The sequence below is a fragment of the Halalkalibacter sp. HAAS-P014 genome (assembly GCF_056619965.1).
In genome coordinates this window covers 1-18,465 of sequence record NZ_JBWQTV010000020.1, presented here as the reverse complement: position 1 = coordinate 18,465, position 18,465 = coordinate 1, and the positions used below count along the sequence as shown (strand labels likewise).

15 protein-coding genes and 1 rRNA gene are annotated in these 18,465 nt (G+C 37.7%); 7 read left to right on the top strand and 9 right to left on the bottom strand.

The genetic code is table 11. From position 1 onward, the window contains the following. The 9 genes from AC1FXZ_RS16630 to dnaA form a co-directional block, all read right to left on the bottom strand. A 16S ribosomal RNA gene (locus AC1FXZ_RS16630) occupies positions 1 to 192 on the bottom strand; the annotation flags it as partial. 301 nt (positions 193 to 493) lie between these two features. Further along, positions 494 to 1,585: an HD-GYP domain-containing protein gene (locus AC1FXZ_RS16625; RefSeq protein WP_480055679.1), complete on the bottom strand. Its 1,092-nt coding sequence runs from the start codon at positions 1,583 to 1,585 to the stop codon at positions 494 to 496. Positions 1,586 to 1,739: 154 nt separating this feature from the next. Then, on the bottom strand, positions 1,740 to 4,286 hold the full coding sequence (gene gyrA, locus AC1FXZ_RS16620) for a DNA gyrase subunit A (RefSeq protein WP_480055677.1): 2,547 nt from the start codon (positions 4,284 to 4,286) through the stop codon (positions 1,740 to 1,742). Positions 4,287 to 4,310: 24 nt separating this feature from the next. Next, positions 4,311 to 6,251: a DNA topoisomerase (ATP-hydrolyzing) subunit B gene (gyrB, locus tag AC1FXZ_RS16615; protein ID WP_480055675.1), complete on the bottom strand. Its 1,941-nt coding sequence runs from the start codon at positions 6,249 to 6,251 to the stop codon at positions 4,311 to 4,313. Positions 6,252 to 6,433: 182 nt separating this feature from the next. Beyond that, a complete protein-coding gene (remB, locus tag AC1FXZ_RS16610) occupies positions 6,434 to 6,721 on the bottom strand; it encodes an extracellular matrix regulator RemB (protein ID WP_480055673.1) in 288 nt (95 codons plus the stop codon). 18 nt (positions 6,722 to 6,739) lie between these two features. Next, entirely contained in the window at positions 6,740 to 7,849 is a 1,110-nt protein-coding gene (gene recF, locus AC1FXZ_RS16605; protein ID WP_480055671.1) for a DNA replication/repair protein RecF, read from the bottom strand. A 12-nt stretch (positions 7,850 to 7,861) separates the two neighbouring features. Next, positions 7,862 to 8,077, bottom strand: a complete 216-nt coding sequence (gene yaaA / locus AC1FXZ_RS16600) for a S4 domain-containing protein YaaA (RefSeq protein ID WP_480055669.1) — start codon at positions 8,075 to 8,077, stop codon at positions 7,862 to 7,864. Between the two features lie 434 nt (positions 8,078 to 8,511). Next, the gene (dnaN, locus tag AC1FXZ_RS16595) at positions 8,512 to 9,651 is read right to left on the bottom strand and encodes a DNA polymerase III subunit beta (RefSeq protein WP_480055667.1); all 1,140 of its coding nucleotides are present in this window, start codon (positions 9,649 to 9,651) and stop codon (positions 8,512 to 8,514) included. Between the two features lie 166 nt (positions 9,652 to 9,817). Continuing rightward, complete coding sequence (dnaA, locus tag AC1FXZ_RS16590) at positions 9,818 to 11,167, bottom strand: chromosomal replication initiator protein DnaA (protein ID WP_480055665.1); 1,350 nt, start codon at positions 11,165 to 11,167, stop codon at positions 9,818 to 9,820. Positions 11,168 to 11,867: 700 nt separating this feature from the next. Between dnaA and rpmH the strand changes: the two genes are divergently transcribed. The 7 genes from rpmH to rsmG all read left to right on the top strand — a co-directional run bounded on the left by rpmH (position 11,868) and on the right by rsmG (position 18,430). Next, on the top strand, positions 11,868 to 12,005 hold the full coding sequence (rpmH, locus tag AC1FXZ_RS16585) for a 50S ribosomal protein L34 (protein ID WP_480055663.1): 138 nt from the start codon (positions 11,868 to 11,870) through the stop codon (positions 12,003 to 12,005). Positions 12,006 to 12,100: 95 nt separating this feature from the next. Then, positions 12,101 to 12,454, top strand: coding sequence for a ribonuclease P protein component (rnpA, locus tag AC1FXZ_RS16580; protein WP_480055661.1), 354 nt, complete (start codon positions 12,101 to 12,103; stop codon positions 12,452 to 12,454). Between the two features lie 84 nt (positions 12,455 to 12,538). Beyond that, positions 12,539 to 13,336, top strand: a complete 798-nt coding sequence (gene spoIIIJ / locus AC1FXZ_RS16575) for a YidC family membrane integrase SpoIIIJ (RefSeq protein WP_480055659.1) — start codon at positions 12,539 to 12,541, stop codon at positions 13,334 to 13,336. Then, complete coding sequence (gene jag, locus AC1FXZ_RS16570) at positions 13,333 to 13,956, top strand: RNA-binding cell elongation regulator Jag/EloR (protein ID WP_480055657.1); 624 nt, start codon at positions 13,333 to 13,335, stop codon at positions 13,954 to 13,956. The genes spoIIIJ and jag overlap by 4 nt, the downstream gene beginning before the upstream one ends. Positions 13,957 to 14,197: 241 nt before the next feature. Further along, positions 14,198 to 15,574 (top strand): tRNA uridine-5-carboxymethylaminomethyl(34) synthesis GTPase MnmE, encoded by a 1,377-nt coding sequence (gene mnmE / locus AC1FXZ_RS16565; protein WP_480055655.1) that lies wholly within the window; start codon positions 14,198 to 14,200, stop codon positions 15,572 to 15,574. Positions 15,575 to 15,809: 235 nt separating this feature from the next. Further along, entirely contained in the window at positions 15,810 to 17,696 is a 1,887-nt protein-coding gene (mnmG, locus tag AC1FXZ_RS16560) for a tRNA uridine-5-carboxymethylaminomethyl(34) synthesis enzyme MnmG (protein ID WP_480055653.1), read from the top strand. Positions 17,697 to 17,713: 17 nt separating this feature from the next. Next, positions 17,714 to 18,430, top strand: coding sequence for a 16S rRNA (guanine(527)-N(7))-methyltransferase RsmG (gene rsmG / locus AC1FXZ_RS16555; protein WP_480055651.1), 717 nt, complete (start codon positions 17,714 to 17,716; stop codon positions 18,428 to 18,430). Positions 18,431 to 18,465: the final 35 nt, after the last annotated feature.

The window sequence follows — 18,465 nt, the reverse complement described above, 5'->3', positions numbered from 1 at the left end:
CGTTCATTCTATTACCCGGTATTAGCACCGATTTCTCGATGTTATCCCAGTCTACAGGGCAGGTTGCCCACGTGTTACTCACCCGTCCGCCGCTAACCTCATAAGAGCAAGCTCTTAATTGGTTCGCTCGACTTGCATGTATTAGGCACGCCGCCAGCGTTCGTCCTGAGCCAGGATCAAACTCTCCATGAAAATGGTAAGCTGATTAGCTCAATCTGCATCACGCTAGCAATGCAATAATAATTCGGATGAAATTTGCCCTATCGGGTAAATTTCTACGTTGGGATTTTCTTGAAAATCCCTGAGATATCATGTATCTCTATTTCGCTTGGCTTTTGTTCAGTTTTCAAAGAACTCTGGAGTCGTTTTTTTGCGACTTTTAAATCATAACAAAACGAATTTTAAATGTCAACAACGTTTTATTATTTTTTTATCGCTCTTGGCGACAAGAAATAATATACCATAGAATAATTATATTATGCAAGTATTTTCTTTAAATAATTTCTTCTATGAAAAGTGATGGTTGTTGACTTAATTGAATAATTTCCTTTGTCGTGGTCAATTTAACCATAGGCCTTGTTGGTGCTTCCTGGTCAAAAAAAACAATTTCCGCTATAGAACCATTGTTTAAGCGTACTTCACTCCCAACTGCTAGTTGAATTAAACTATGCATTAATGTTTGGACCACTTTAACATCGAACTTGCCGAATTGTTCTTTAGAAATTTCCTCTAATACTTGAAAAGGAGACTTTTTAGCACGATAATTTCGTTCAGATGTCATTGCATGGTAGACATCAGCAACTGATATTACTTTGCTAAATTCATGTATCTTGTTTGAACCCACCCCTAGTGGGTAACCACTTTTATCTGGACGCTCATGATGTTGTAAAACTGCGACTAAAACAGCTTCTGAAATCCCCTTAACATTTTGCAACATTTTATAACTATAAATAGGATGTTTTTTCACCTCATCAAATTCGTCAGAAGTTAGTGGGCCTGGTTTTGTTAGAATACTAGGTGAAATCTTGGACATCCCAGCATCAGCCAACACTGCACTAAATCCTATTTGAAGCCATTGCCCTTTAGAATATTGCAATTTGTAGCCTAGATAAGTGGCTAACAATCCTATGTAAACAGAGTGGTGGGAAAGATAATCTTCTTTATCACTATAATGGTGAAGCTTCAGAAGGTTACCTGGTTCCTTAATAATCCTATCAAAAAGTGGAATAAAAACTTCTCGAACTTTAACCAATTCAATATAGTTCCCCGACTGCCAACCCTGAAATAGCTTCCTATACTGTTTCACGGCATCTAAGTATTGATAAACGAAATCATCATGTTTTGTTTTAGTGACACTATATTGATCTACTTCAGCAACCACCTCTTCAATAACGGAAGGCATAAACTTATCACCATTGGCTAGTAATGGCTCAACTTCAACTGCTTCTATTAGAAAAACATTTAACACATTAATATGTTCTTCTGTAAGGACAGTGTTTTTCCTTATAATCGGTAAATCTCTTAAACCATCAACATCTTGTGTTAAAATACAACCTTTTACCAACTGTGCTAGTTTCACCCTCATCTAAGAATCCCTCTCTCTTTAGCGACACTTATAGTAGTATTATACCCCAAGAAAAGTACCAGGAAAAGGAAGTTTTATGCAGGTTTTTTTATTATACTATTTTGAACTAAAAAAAAAGACTGCTGAGTATTGCCTCAACAGTCTCTAAACATATTTATTCTTCATTTTCTTCAGGTTCAGTTTCTTCCTGTTCAACTTCATTAGGTGCAACTTCATTAGCAGGTTCAGTTGTTTCATCTAACTCTGCATCGTCTATCTCTTCAATCGTTTCATCATCATCATCGATATCAACTCTAGCAACAGTTGATACTTCTTCATCTTCATTAACGCGAATTAACGTAACTCCTTGCGTATTACGTCCAGTTGTTGATATCCCTTCCACTTGAGTTCGAATGATAACACCACTAGCGGTGATGATCATAATATCATGTTCAGAGGAAACAACTTTCAAAGATACAAGCGAACCATTACGTTCTGTGATGTTACAAGTTTTAATCCCTTTACCACCACGATTTTGAACACGGTACTCTTCAATTGGTGTACGTTTTCCGTACCCTTTTTCTGTAACAATTAACACATCGTGTCCCTCTTCAATAATATCCATCCCGACAACGTGGTCATCCTGAGAAAGAGAAATACCTCTGACACCAGCTGCTGTTCTCCCCATTAGACGTACATCTGTTTCAGGGAAACGAATCGACATACCTTGTTTTGTTCCAATTATTAGGTCTTGTTTGCCGTCAGTTAGTCGAACATCATGTAATTCATCGTCTTCCCTTAGATTAATTGCAAATAATCCACCTTTACGGATATTTGCAAAAGAAGATAAATCAGTTCGTTTGGCAACACCGTATTTTGTAAGGAAAAATAAATAAGCATCTTCTGTAAACTCTTCAATTGGAATAACAGTACTTACATACTCTCCTTGTTCGATCTGAAGGAGGTTAATAATTGGAATCCCTTTAGCAGTCCGACCAAGTTCAGGAATTTCATAGCCTTTTAGACGATAAACCTTTCCTTTATTCGTAAAGAAGAGAATAGTGTGATGAGAGCTTGTTGTAAACAAGTGTTGAACAAAATCATTATCATTTGTTCCCATTGCTTGTATCCCTTTTCCACCACGTTTTTGATTGCGATAGGTTGAAATTGGCAAACGTTTAATGTAGCCATTGTGAGAAATTGTAATCGCAATATTAGAACGAGGAATTAAGTCTTCATCTTCTAAATGGTCCTCACTCATTGAGATAACCGTGCGACGTTCATCATTGAACCTTTCTTTTATTGCTAGTAGCTCTTCACGAATGATTTCTAATACTTTTTCTTCATCAGCTAAAATTGCTTTTAATTCGGCAATACGAGCAATTAACTCTTGATACTCTCCTTCAATCTTGTCCCGTTCTAAACCAGTTAAACGTTGAAGACGCATATCTAGAATGGCTTGCGCTTGTTCATAACTTAGTTCAAATCGTTCCATCAATCCATTTCGAGCAATTTCAGTTGTTTGTGATGCTCGAATAAGATTAATCACTTCATCAAGGTGGTCAAGTGCTACTCGCAAACCTTCTAAAATATGAGCACGAGCTTCCGCTTTTCTAAGTTCAAATGCAGTACGACGGCGAATGACTTCTACTTGGTGCTCTAAATAATGCTCGAGGCACTCCTTCAAATTAAGAACTTTCGGTTGTCCTTTTACAAGCGCCAATAGATTGATCCCGAAACTGGATTGAAGTGCTGTTTGCTTATATAAATTATTAAGCAATACATTTGCATTCGCATCACGACGCAGTTCAATTACAATACGCATGCCTGTACGATCTGATTCATCACGTAAGTCGGTAATTCCATCAATTTTTTTATCACGAACCAACTCAGCAATCTTTTCAATTAGGCGTGCTTTGTTTACTTGGTATGGAATTTCAGTAAAAATAATACGTGGTTTGCCATTGTTATCTTCAATAAATGACTTAGCTCGTAAAGTGATGGAACCTCGACCAGTTTGATAAGCTTTGCGAATGCCTGACCTTCCTAAAATTTCTGCTCCAGTTGGAAAATCTGGTCCAGGAATATACTCCATCAATTCAGGGATTGAAATATCCTGGTTTTTTGATAATGCCAATACTCCATCAATGACTTCACCTAATTGATGGGGAGGGATGTTTGTAGCCATCCCTACCGCAATACCAGAAGCTCCATTTACTAATAGGTTTGGAAAACGCGATGGCAACACAATTGGTTCACGTTCACTTCCATCATAGTTATCTTGATAATCAATCGTATCTTTATTAATGTCCCGAACAAGTTCCATTGAAATTTTTGACATTTTTGCTTCTGTATAACGCATGGCAGCTGCCGAGTCGCCATCAACCGAACCAAAGTTCCCGTGTCCATCAACTAACATGTACCGGAAGCTAAAATCTTGTGCCATACGAACCATTGTTTCGTAAACAGCTGAATCACCATGTGGATGATATTTCCCGATTACTTCACCAACAATCCTTGCCGACTTTTTATAAGACTTATCTGCAGTAATGCCTAACTCATTCATCGCAAATAAAATACGACGATGTACTGGTTTCAACCCATCACGAACATCAGGTAGAGCGCGACTGACGATAACACTCATCGCGTAATCCATAAAGGATGTCTTCATTTCCTGACTAATATTTCTTTCTACAACTCTAGATCGATCTTGCTCAGCCATTTATCTAAACCTCCATCTCCACGCCTATATATCCAGATTTTGCACGTATTGCGCGTTCTCTTCGATAAAGTCACGACGTGGTTCTACACGATCACCCATCAAAATTTCAAATATTTCATCGGCTTTCATCGCATCTTCTAGTTTCACTTGAAGAACCGTACGATGTTCCGGGTCCATTGTTGTTTCCCATAATTGAGTGGGGTTCATTTCCCCTAAACCTTTATACCGTTGAATGCCTACTTTTTCTCTATCTGCTACATCTTTTAATGCTTCTTCTAATTCTTTATCTGTATATACATAATTTACATTTTTCCCTTGTTTTACTTGATAAAGAGGTGGTTGAGCAATATACACATATCCTTGTTCAATTAATGGGCGCATATAACGATAGAAAAATGTCAATATTAAAGTTCGAATATGAGCACCATCAACATCGGCATCCGTCATGATAATAATTTTGTGGTAACGTGCCTTTTCGATATCGAAATCCGCACCAATTCCTGTCCCAAACGCAGTTATCATTGCACGTATTTCGTTGTTCGCAAGGATTTTATCTAATCTTGCCTTTTCTACGTTTAAAATTTTTCCACGAAGGGGTAAGATTGCTTGGAAATGTCGGTCACGCCCTTGTTTAGCAGATCCACCTGCTGAATCTCCCTCAACAATGTAAATCTCACTAATTGAAGCATCTTTCGATGAACAGTCTGCTAGCTTCCCTGGTAAAGAGCTTACCTCAAGGGCACTTTTACGTCTCGTCAATTCTCGAGCCTTTTTAGCTGCCTCTCTCGCTCTTGAAGCCATAAGTCCCTTTTCGACAATTTTCTTTGCTACTTGTGGATGTTCAATTAAAAAGCGTGCAAAATGCTCACTGAATAGCGAATCAGTAATCGTACGTGCTTCACTGTTCCCTAACTTTGTTTTCGTTTGTCCTTCAAATTGAGGGTCCGGTATCTTAACTGAGATAATAGCTGTTAATCCTTCTCGAACATCGTCTCCAGTTAAATTCGGGTCTGCCTCTTTAAATAAATTATTTTTTCTTGCATAATCATTAATAACACGTGTTAGTCCTGTCTTAAAGCCGGATTCATGCGTTCCGCCCTCATGTGTATTAATGTTGTTAGCAAATGAATAGATGTTGCTTGTGTAACTATCGTTATATTGCACAGCGACTTCGACAGTCAGTCCATCTTTTTCGCCTTCAATATGGATCGGCTCCTCATGAAGTACTTCTTTTGAACGATTTAAATGTTCAACAAAAGACCCAATTCCACCCTCATAATAATAAGTAGCCTCTTTGTCCTCTTCTCGTTTGTCAGCAATTATAATAGTTAAGCCTTTATTTAAGAAAGCTAGTTCACGTAAGCGGTTGGCCAATATATCATATTCATAAACAGTCGTTTCTTGAAAGATACTCCCGTCTGGTTTGAAGTTAATAATGGTTCCTGTTTTCTCCGTTTCGCCAACTACCTCTAAATCTGCTGCCGGAACACCTTTATGATACTTTTGATAATGGATTTTCCCTTCACGATGAACATTAACTTCAAGCGTTGTTGAAAGTGCGTTAACTACAGAAGCACCTACACCGTGCAATCCTCCAGAAACTTTATAGCCACCGCCACCGAATTTACCACCTGCATGAAGAACAGTTAAAATAACTTCTACGGCTGGTCGCCCCATTTTCTCTTGGATACCGACCGGGATACCTCGTCCATTGTCTTCAACAGTTATGCTGTTATCTTCTTCTATCGTTACTTTGATTGTATCGCAATATCCCGCCATAGCCTCGTCGATACTATTATCAACAATTTCCCAAACGAGATGATGCAATCCACGACTGCTAGTTGAACCTATATACATACCAGGACGTTTGCGAACTGCTTCTAGTCCTTCTAAAACTTGTATTTGACTTTCATCATAAGACTGTTGTTCAGAATGTTGTTCATTCGTCACTTTGTTCACCTTCATTCTTCATAATCGATGCATTACCACTAGTCTCAAGCTTTGAAATTAATTTATCAACAACAAAAGGTAGCTTCCCCTTTTGGTATATTTATAAATGAAATGTGCAAATTAACTGTTATAACTAATACCTTTTTGGACAGATAATTTTATCGTAATGCCCTAACTTACAACAATGACCATCAAATTCAAGGTGTCTCTTCCTCTCTTTCATGTTCATGATGAAGATCTAAAATCGCTTTCCCTTGTGCTCTACGATTCAAAGTTAGCGAAGAGACAGGTGAATAAAATATCTCTGTATTCGTTAAGACAATAGATTTGATATAATCCTCAGAAATAATCGTCTTCTTCTTACGTTTTTCTTCTTCTTTCAGGTATGTGTCTGTAATAGATGATTCATCTTTTACATCACTGTTTAAAATAGCAATAATATCTTTAGACCTAATAATGACGTCTCCACCTAAATGGATAAACAATTGCTTCACCGCCTCACATTACCTAGTAATAGTACCTTCTGAAACATGAAAAACAGCTGCTTGCCTTAATGTTTTCTCATCAATCCCGCTTACGTTTGTCGTTGTTACAAATGTTTGAACCCGATCTTGAATTGTTTTCAGGAGATGTGATTGTCTATAATCATCCAACTCCGATAAAACATCATCCAAAAGAAGAATAGGATACTCTCCTATTTCTGAATAAATTAATTCAATTTCGGCTAACTTAAGTCCAAGTGCTGTTGTTCTCTGCTGTCCTTGAGAACCATATGTTTGGACATCGCGCTCATTAATAGAAAAACCAAGATCATCACGATGAGGACCAAATAAAGTAACACCTCTTTGAATCTCTTGAGCTCGTTTCTTTTCGTACGTCTCATAAAACCCTTCTTTTAGTTTCGACAAATCCATCTCTTCTGATACGTCTGCAGACGAGAGATAGTGTATTTCTAATTTTTCCTTCCCTCTGCTTATATCATGATGAATTTGTTCTGCCCACTTCTGGAGTCGTTTAATGAACCCGTATCTTCGAATCGTCACTTCTGCAGCTAACACAATCATTTGGTCCGTTAAAATATCTAACATATCGTTAGAGCCCTTTCCAAATTGAAGGGTCTTCAACAAATGATTCCGTTGCTTTAAAACTTTTTGATACATACCTAAATGGTGTAAATAAATTCGACTGATTTGTCCTAACTCCATGTCTAAGAATCTTCTTCGTGTTTGAGGACTTCCTTTTACAAGGTTTAAATCTTCAGGTGCAAACATAACAACATTGGCTGAACCAATGTATTCACTTAGTTTCTTTTGTTCGAGTCCATTGATTTTGCCCTTTTTACCTTTTACAGACACAATGAGCTCCATATCAAGTGAATTGTTCTTTTTGGTGATTAAACCTTTAATCCGTGCGAATTCCTCTCCCCAACTAATTAATTCTTTATCTTTGGACGTACGATGAGACTTAGCAAGAGCTAAAACAAAAATGGCCTCAAGTATATTGGTTTTTCCTTGAGCGTTTTCTCCAAGAAAAACATTCACTTGTCGATCAAAAGCTAATTCCACATTTTTATAATTGCGAAACTGCCTTAGAGTAAGTTGCTCTACATACAAAAGGGATTCCCCCTACTTCGCTGCGATTTGAAATTTTGTTCCATCTTCAAGAGTTACAATATCACCTGGTACTAACTTTTTCCCCCGACGATTCTCTTCCTCTTCGTTTACATACACAACAAACTCTGAAAGGTACCACTTAGCCATACCACCAGTATCAATAACTCCAGCTTCCTTAAGCATTTGCCCTAACGTTATGTAAGCTGTTGAAATGACGATTGAATTCACCTTTTATCACTCTTTCTTTTAAAAATAATTAAGCCACCTATGCAGCAAAGTAGTGAAGACAGCAATCCAATACGTGAGTTGCTGTCTCGTTTCTCGTTCATTTTATTATCTAACTATATTGTACTAAACGTACGATCTTTTTACCAGCAGAAGAACAAAAAGGGCGGCTTTTGCCCTTTTTGTTCTTCTGCTATGTAAGGTGCGAAGCCGACGTTATGTCTTAAGATTTTTGAACGCTCTTCTCAAAAATCGCACGTCGAGCGTAGCCCTTGCTTCTCATAAGGGCGGCTTTTGCCCTTTTTGTTCTTCTGCTATGCAAGGTGCGAAGCCGACGTTATGTCTTAAGATTTTTGAACGCTCTTCTCAAAAAATCGCACGTCGAGCATAGCCCTTGCTTTTCATAAGGACCGGTTTTGCCCTTTTTGTTCTTCTGCTTAATACGTACGAACAGGTGAAAATAGATGTAAATAATTATCATGGTCGATCGGTCGAATGACAAACGGACTCATTGCACCTGTGAATGTAATATTGACTTCTTCACTATCAACAACTTTTAACGCATCAATAATATTTTTACCGTTAAAGGAAATTCTCATTTCCTCTCCTTGGATTTCAGTTTCAATATTTTCCGTTACTTTCCCTACTTCAGGGGATATAGAAGTAATTTCCACACTGCTATTTTCTAAAGTTTTTAAGTTAATAACATTGTTCTTTCCTTCTCTAGATAAAAGAAGAGCACGTTCAAGCGTCTGTAAAAACGGTTTTGTTTTAACAGTCAATGTTGTTTTCGATTGATTTGGAATCATGCTTTTTGTAACCGGATATTTCCCTTCCAGTAATCTAGAGAAGAAAAGTAAGTTCTTTAATTTAAATAAAACTTGATTCTCAGTAACAACAACGTCAATCAACTCATTAGAATCATCAATAATTTTACTTAGCTCATTTAAGCTTTTTCCAGGAATGACAACATTAGAAAATGTTAGTTCATCATCGTTTTTTTCAATCGTTGCTTTTCTCATTGCAAGACGATGACTATCTGTTGCAGTACAGACCAACTCTCCACTTTCTGTTTCCAAGTTTACACCTGTCAACACAGGGCGTGTTTCTTGAGTGGACACTGCAAATACTGTTTGGCGAATCATATTTTTCAATACATCTTGAGGTAAACGGAATAGTAGATCTTCCTCAAGTTGAGGGAGCCGTGGATATTCTTCAGGGTCTAGACCATTTAAATTAAAAACCGACGAGGCAGAGCGAATTGTAGTAGCGAACTGGTCTTGAACACTTAATTCAATTTTTTCACCAGGTAATTTCTTGACAATCTCAGCAAAGAAACGAGCTTGTAATACGATACTGCCTTTTTCTTCAATTCGTACGATTTCTGAACCTTCTTCTTCTGTTGGAATAAACACTTCAATCGAAACATCAGAGTCACTCCCAGTAAGAGTTAGTCCATCCTCACCAGCTACAATTTTAATTCCTGTCAAAATAGGTATTGTGGTTCTAGAAGATACTGCTTTTGCTACATTTTGAACATCGTGAACAAAACGATCTCGATCAATAATAAAACGCATGTCAAAACTCCTTAATAATATATTTATGTTTTAAAAAAGATAGTAATAATAGTAATAGGGGCTGTGAGTTTGTGGATAACTCGATATTTAAGTAAAATACCAGCCTATCCACATGTTAGTAATGTGTTAATAGGCTGGTTCATTTTATTCACAGTGTTAACAATAACTATGTCCGTAATAAATCTATTAATTCTTGGACCTTCTCTTGTAACTCTTGATCACTAGCTAATAATTTTGATATTTTTTCGTGAGCGTGGATGACGGTAGTATGATCCCTTCCACCAAACTCACTTCCTATTTTAGGCAATGAAGAATCAGTTAATTCTCTTGATAGATACATTGCAATTTGGCGTGGAAAAGCGACAGACTTCGTGCGTTTTTTAGCTTTGAAGTCTTCTAATTTAACATGATAATGTTCACCGACTAGTTTTTGAATATCAGTGATCGTCAGAATTTTCGGTTTTGAATTAGGAATAATATCTTTTAAAGCTTCTGCTGCTAAATCAGCATTCATGTCTTGATTAATTAATGATGAGTACGCGACAACTCGAATGAGTGCTCCTTCTAACTCTCTAATGTTTGTATCGATTTGATTGGCGATATACAGCATGACTTCATTTGGAATGTCTAGGTTTTCTGCCTTTGCCTTTTTTCTTAAAATGGCAATTCTCGTCTCTAGGTCAGGTGGTGTGATATCAGTAATTAGCCCCCACTCAAAACGTGAGCGTAATCGATCTTCTAGTGTTGGGATTTCTTTAGGTGGCCGATCACTTGAGATGACAATTTGTTTCGATTCTTCATGTAAAGCATTAAATGTATGGAAAAATTCTTCCTGTGTTTGTTCTTTTCCAGCTAAAAACTGAATATCATCTATAAGAAGAACATCAACATTACGATATTTATTACGAAAATGAACCGCCTTGTTATCGCGGATTGAGTTAATAAATTCATTTGTAAATTTCTCTGATGATAAGTAAACGACTTTCGCATCTGGATTATGGTCCATGACGTAGTGGCCAATTGCGTGCATTAAGTGTGTTTTTCCTAGTCCAACTCCACCATATATAAAAAGTGGGTTATATGCTTTTGCCGGTGCCTCAGCTACAGCTAAAGATGCCGCATGAGCAAAACGATTTCCGGAACCGATGACAAATGTATCAAACATGTATTTATCGTTTAACATAGTTTTAGATGTATTATCGGCAGCCACTTCTTGTTTGGCTTGTTTTTTAGGAACAGGGTCAGGCACAAAATCATCTTCCATCTCATGTTGTGGGATAACGAATTTGGGTTTTAGACGTGTTCCTGTAAGCTGTTCAATCGTATCAGAGGTTAACTCAGCGTAATGATCTTCAAGCCAATCACGAGCAAACTCATTTGGTGCTGTTATGACAATCATGTCATTTTGAATATCGTTTGCTTTAGTCGCTTTTAACCATGTTTCAAAACTAGGTTTGCTAACCTTCTTTTCGATTTCAGCAAGGGCCTGTTCCCATAAATCGTGGATATTCTCCAAAATGTTTTCCCTCCTTTTTTTCTAAATAACGAACAATGCCACCCACTTGTCGAACTTTTGTACAAGTCGATGGATACCGTCGAATAAATATACATTCACACGCACTTGTGTAAAAATTATAATATAGTAGAAAAGCGTCATTTCTCTGTTTTTGAACAACTTGTGGAAAAACTAACTCACAATTAAAGAAAGATGTCCACAATGTTACCCACAGGTTGTGGATAAAAATAAGCTTATTTTACTTATCCACGAGTGAAAACAATTCAATCATAGCAAAAAAAGACCCTAGTCGCAATGCTTTGTTGTATTTATCCACATAACACAGCATCTTGTGTTTTGTTTTTATCCACAACACAAGATATGTGCGTAACTTGTCGATAATGTCATGGAGAAGTCGAATACTGTCATGATTTGTTTATCCACAGGTGGGATTATTTTTCTGTATTACTTTGTAGAGGTGGATAAAATGGTCATTGTGAAAGTTGGGGTCTTTCGATCAAAAAGCATCTACTCATATGGAGACAATTTATTTTTCAATAGACTTGACATAGTAGAGTGTTATGGTTCAAAGTAGTTGGGTGGGGTAGAGATGGCTATTTAACTCCACTTAAAAAGTGTTTCTTGACAAAGAGGGTCCAAGTTCCTTATAATTTACAAGAATGTCTTTCAGATATAGTTAATCCTCAGGGAGGTGTAATAAATGAAAAAACCTACATTCCAACCGAATAATCGTAAGCGTAAAAAGGTACACGGTTTCCGTGCACGTATGAGCACAAAAAATGGCCGTAATGTTTTAGCTCGTCGTCGTCGTAAAGGAAGAAAAGTATTATCTGCATAGGCCACTGAATGTCAGTGGTCTTTTTCTTTCTTGTTTTAGTGCGTATTTAGTAGATAGGAATGAATTAAATTTCTATTTGTTAAGGAGTGTAACAGTTGAGAAAAGAGCAACGGATCAAAAAAAATGAAGATTTCTCAAAGGTGTTTAAAAATGGACAATCCGTTGCAAATCGACAGTTTGTTCTTTATAAGTTACCAAAAGAAGGACAAGGGTCATTTAGACTTGGATTATCGGTAAGCAAAAGAGTTGGGAATGCAGTGATAAGAAATCAAGTGAAGCGTTATATAAGGGAAGTGTTCCGTTTAAAGGAAGACCTTATTGCGCCAGATGCAGATTACGTTGTGATTGCTAGAAACCCAGCAGCTTCTATGAACTTTTCAGAAGTAGAATCGAGTTTGTTACATGTATTAAGGAAAGCAAGAGTACTTAAGAGGGCAAAGCAAACCTAATCGTTAAGTCTATGAAGGAATGTATTCTAATAGAGTAGGCTTTTCATATATATAAGAAGTAAAGAGTGACAAGGAGGAAAACACGTGCTAAAAAAGTTTGGCTTGGTTGCCATGATGATAGGGCTTCTTGTTCTAATGACAGGTTGCTTTAATATTGATGAGCCTATTACGAAAGATAGTACAGGATTTTGGGATTCTTATTTTGTCTATCCGTTATCATGGATTATCATTTATTTTGCAGACGTTTTTAATGGTAGTTATGGTCTATCAATTATTGTCGTTACAATTCTATTGCGTATTTTGATCTTACCTTTGATGATTAAACAAACAAAGAGTGCAAAAGCGATGCAAGCGATCCAGCCGGAAATGCAAAAGCTTCGTGAAAAATACAGCGCTAAAGATCAGAAGACCCAACAAAAACTCCAACAAGAAATGATGGCGATGTTCCAAGAACATGGTGTTAATCCACTAGCGGGTTGTTTGCCGTTGTTTATTCAAATGCCAATTTTACTTGGATTTTATCATGCAATTATGCGTACAGGGGAGATTGGAAATCAACCGTTTTTATGGTTCGAACTAGGAACACCAGATCCAATTTTCTTACTTCCTATTGTTGCGGGGATTACAACATACATCCAACAGAAGATGATGATGATTCAAGATAATCCTCAAATGAAGATTTTATTATATATGATGCCTGTTATGATCGTCGTATTTGCGCTATTCCTTCCAACAGCACTTACGCTTTACTGGGTTGTTGGTAACATCTTTATGATTGCTCAAACTTACTTTATCACCGGGCCAAATGTCGCTAAAAAGGTTGAAGAATCCACAACCTCTAAGCAATCGACTAAGGGCAAAAAGGGAGGAAAGAAGAAGTGACGTATTTAACCGTTTTAGGAAAAACTGTTGATGAGGCCATTGCTAATGCAATAAATGAATTGCAGACAACAAGAGAGAAACTATCTTACCGTGTCATTGAAGAACCACAAAAGGGTTTTTTTGGTATTATTGGTTCGAAGCCTGCAAAAATTGAAGCCCGTGTTTTACCTGATCCGGTTGAATTAGCACAATCTTTCTTAGAAAAAACGGTATCACTGATGGGGCAAGATGCAAAAGTGACTAAATCGGTTACCAATCAAAGTGTTTTATTTGAAATAAGCGGGACAGAAGATGTTGGCCGATTAATAGGAAAGAAGGGGCAAACCTTAGAATCCCTAGAATACTTAACAAACTTGGTTTGTAACCGTAGCGAACAGTCGTATACACGTGTTGAACTTGATATAGAAAATTACCGTGAGCGTCGTAAGGAAGTATTAGCTCAACTCGCTTATAGAGTGGCTAAAAAAGTGAATGATACGAAACAACCTTTACCACTAGAACCGATGAATGCACTTGAGCGAAAGATCATCCATGAAACACTGAAGTCTTATCAAGGTGTTGAAACAGAGTCAGAAGGAAAAGGAGCAAATCGACGTATTGTTGTTTTGCCTGTTAAATAGAACTAGAGAGGTTGTCTCAAGCGATAATGAGACAACCTCTCTTTCTTTGCATTTAAACAAATAGCATTTCAATTAAGGCTATGCTATTCTATAGTGTGTTCCAATCGAACGGACTCTCCTTTAAAAGTTATCGAAGAAAAAGGAGAGAAAGGCTATATATCAAGGAAGTAAAGACGATACTAGTACAAATACGATAAAAGTTATTTATAAAGAGAATATTGATTAAGAGAGGTGAAAGAACGTGGAATTTGATACAATTGCAGCTATATCAACAGCTCTTGGAGAAGGGGCAATAGGAATTGTTCGCCTAAGTGGAGATGATGCAATCAAAATAGCTGACCAACTTTATAGTGGAAAAACGCCACTTTTTGAGGTTCCATCTCATACGATTGTCTATGGACATATTGTTGATTCCAAAACAAACGAACGAGTGGAAGAGGCTATGATCTCTGTTATGCGAGCACCAAAGACATTTACTAGAGAAGATGTCGTTGAAATTAACTGCCATGGTGGTCTCCTGTCTGTGAATAGAGTCTTACAACTAGCACTGAAAAATGGAGCAAGATTAGCTGAACCTGGGGAATTTACAAAACGCGCTTTCTTAAACGGCAGAATTGATTTGTCACAAGCTGAAGGTGTAATGGATTTAATTCGTGCAAAAACCGATCGAGCTATGAACGTTGCCTTGAATCAATTAGATGGGCTCTTATCAAGGAAAATACAGACGCTTCGCCAAGCATTGCTTGAAACAGTTGCACATGTAGAAGTGAATATTGATTATCCCGAGTATGATGCAGAAAAAATGACACATGGCCTATTAAAAGAAAAAGCTGATTTTGTTATCAGTGAAATAAATAAACTTCTTTCAACTGCGAAGCAAGGAAAAATACTACGTGAAGGCTTATCAACAGTTATCGTTGGGCGCCCGAATGTTGGAAAATCTTCCTTATTAAATAGCCTCGTACATGAAAACAAAGCAATCGTAACCGATGTAGCTGGGACAACAAGAGATATTATAGAAGAGTATGTAAATGTAAGAGGTGTACCTCTGAGACTTGTTGATACTGCAGGGATCAGGGAAACTGAAGATCTCGTTGAGAGAATCGGTGTGGAACGATCTAGAGAAGTGTTAAAAAGGGCAGATTTGATCCTTTTGGTGTTAAACTATGGAGAAGAGTTATCATCTGAAGATGAAGCGTTATTCGAAGCAGTTGAAAAAATGAATGTAATTGTCATTGTTAATAAAACCGATGTTGAGAAAAAGATCGATCTAGAAAAAGTAAAAAAATTAACAGCAGACCGTCCTCTCGTTACAACATCTCTTCTTAAAGATGAAGGGGTAGAGGAGCTTGAGCAAGCAATTGCTGATCTATTTTTTGAAGGAGATATAGAAGGAGACGATGTAACATACGTATCTAACACGCGACATATCGCTCTCTTGGAACAAGCTAAGTCAACAATTGAAGACGCTGTCGAAGCAATCGAAATGGGTGTACCGATTGACCTGGTCCAAATAGATGTAACAAGAACATGGGAACTACTAGGTGAAATTATCGGCGACAGCGTCCAAGAAAGCCTAATCGACCAACTCTTCGCCCAATTCTGTCTAGGAAAGTAATAGAAAAAGGTCTAACTTTACCTTTTTCTATTACTTTCAAGCAATGAGCGAAGCCACCGTAAACGGTTTTAAGCCTTTTGGGCGGTTTCCCCAAAAGGCGCACGGTGAGTGAAGCCATTGCTATGTCAGTCTCCCCATAAGAGTTTTAAAGCACGAACTTAAAATAAAAAATAAAATCATTCACGTAAGCAAGGTGCCCAGTTACAGAGCACCCTTTTATAAGGAGGTTAGAAAGATGAATTATCAAGGTGGAGAATTCGATGTCATTGTTGTTGGTGCAGGCCATGCCGGTGTTGAGGCAGGACTTGCAGCAGCAAGAATGGGAGCAAAAACATTAATGTTAACATTGAACTTAGATGCTGTTGCTTATATGCCATGTAATCCATCAGTTGGAGGCCCTGCAAAAGGAATTGTTGTTAGGGAAATAGATGCATTAGGTGGGGAAATGGGTCGTAACATTGATAAGACTCATATTCAAATGCGAATGCTGAATACAGGGAAGGGCCCTGCAGTACGTGCATTACGAGCGCAAGCTGATAAATATAGTTATCAACATGAAATGAAAAAAACAATTGAAGAAAATGAAAATCTATTGCTACGTCAAGGGATGGTGGAGCGCCTCATTGTTGAAGACGGTATTTGCCAAGGGGTTATTACAAACACTGGTGCTGAATACAAAGCGAAAGCAGTCGTCATAACAACAGGTACTTACTTAAGAGGGAAAATTATTATTGGCGACTTAGCGTATGAAAGTGGTCCAAACAACATGCAGCCTTCTGTACAGTTGTCCTACCACCTAAAAGAATTAGGTTTTGACATGGTTCGTTTTAAGACAGGGACACCACCTCGAGTAAATGGAAGTACAATTGATTATAATCAAACTGAAATTCAACCAGGGGATGATGTACCACGTGCATTCTCGTATGAAACAACAAAATACATTACCGATCAATTGCCTTGCTGGTTAACATACACGAGTGAAGATACTCATCAAATTATTAACAATAATTTAAGTCGTTCACCAATGTATTCTGGCATGATTGAAGGAACAGGACCACGTTACTGTCCGTCAATAGAAGATAAAATTGTCCGTTTTAATGACAAACCAAGACATCAAATTTTCTTGGAGCCAGAAGGAAGAAATACATCTGAAGTATACGTGCAAGGTTTATCAACAAGTTTACCTGAAGATGTGCAATTAGAAATGTTAAAAACAGTGCCTGGTCTCCAAAATGTAAGAATGATGCGACCGGGTTATGCAATTGAATACGATGCGATGGTACCTACTCAATTATGGCCAACACTTGAAACGAAAAAAGTACCAGGACTCTTTACAGCAGGTCAAATCAACGGTACGTCAGGATATGAGGAAGCTGCAGGACAAGGAATTATAGCTGGAATCAACGCTGCAAGAAAAGCACAAGAAAAAGAAGGCATTATTCTGGATCGCTCAGAAGCATATATTGGCGTATTAATTGATGATCTCGTTACAAAAGGAACGAACGAACCTTATCGTTTGCTAACGTCACGTGCTGAGTATCGCTTATTGCTTCGCCATGATAATGCAGACTTACGCTTGACCGAATTAGGCCATGAAATTGGATTGATTTCAAAAGACCGTTATGATCGTTTCTTGAAGAAAAAAGAGCAAATCTCTAAGGAAAAGAAAAGACTAGAAGGAATTATCGTGAAGCCTTCAAATGAAGTAAATGAAATGTTAGCAGAAGCCGGATCAGCGCCGATGCAAGAGGCGACAAGAGCTACGATGCTTCTGAAAAGACCGGAGTTAACATATAAAGAGGTTGCAAAAGTAGTAGAAGCACCATCTGAGGAACTATCAGATGATATAGCTGAACAAGTAGAAATTCAAGTGAAATACGAAGGTTATATCGGCAAACAACTGCAGCAAGTAGAGCGTTCAAAGAAGATGGAAAACAAAAAAATTCCTGAGGATCTTGATTACTCAGCAATTAATGGATTAGCTACAGAAGCTAGACATAAGTTGGCAGAGGTTCGTCCACTTTCAGTCGGGCAAGCATCGCGAGTATCAGGTGTAAATCCAGCTGATATTTCTATTCTCCTTGTTTACCTTGAGCAGGGAAGACTAGCAAAAACCAAATAAGCATATAGGGAGTAATCATGAGTAAAAAACAGTTTCGTTCTTTATTAGAGGACAAAGGAATTCAGCTTTCAGCAAAACAAGAGCAGCAATTTCAGTTGTATTACAAGTTGCTAGTTGAGTGGAATGAGAAAATGAATTTAACAGCCATCACAGACGAAGATGATGTGTATTTAAAACATTTTTATGACTCAATTAGTGCTAGCTTTTACTACGATTTTACTGCTGGACAGCGTCTAGTCGACGTTGGGGCTGGAGCTGGGTTCCCTAGTATCCCGATAAAAATCATTTATCCTGAAGTTCATGTAAGCATTGTAGATTCGCTTAAAAAGCGAATTGGCTTTTTGGAGCATTTAGCAAGTGAGCTTGGGCTTGAAAATGTTTCGTTTCATCATGATCGTGCCGAAACGTTTGGCCAAAATCCTAAGTTTCGAGAAAAATATGATGTTGTAACTGCACGTGCAGTTGCCCGTCTTTCCGTTCTTTCCGAATTATGCTTGCCATTAGTTAAAGTAAAAGGTGACTTTCTTGCATTAAAGGGTGCAGGAGGACAAGAAGAAATAAAAGACGCCCAAAAGGCAATTAAGACTCTAGGTGGAAACGTCGTAAGTGATGACTTCTTTTCATTGCCAATTGAAGAGAGTGAACGCCATATTATTCGGATTACAAAAGAGAAAACAACACCAAAGAAATACCCAAGAAAACCAGGCACCCCCAACAAACAACCACTGGAGTAAGATTAAAAGGCCGCCCTTGCCTTTTAATCTTACTC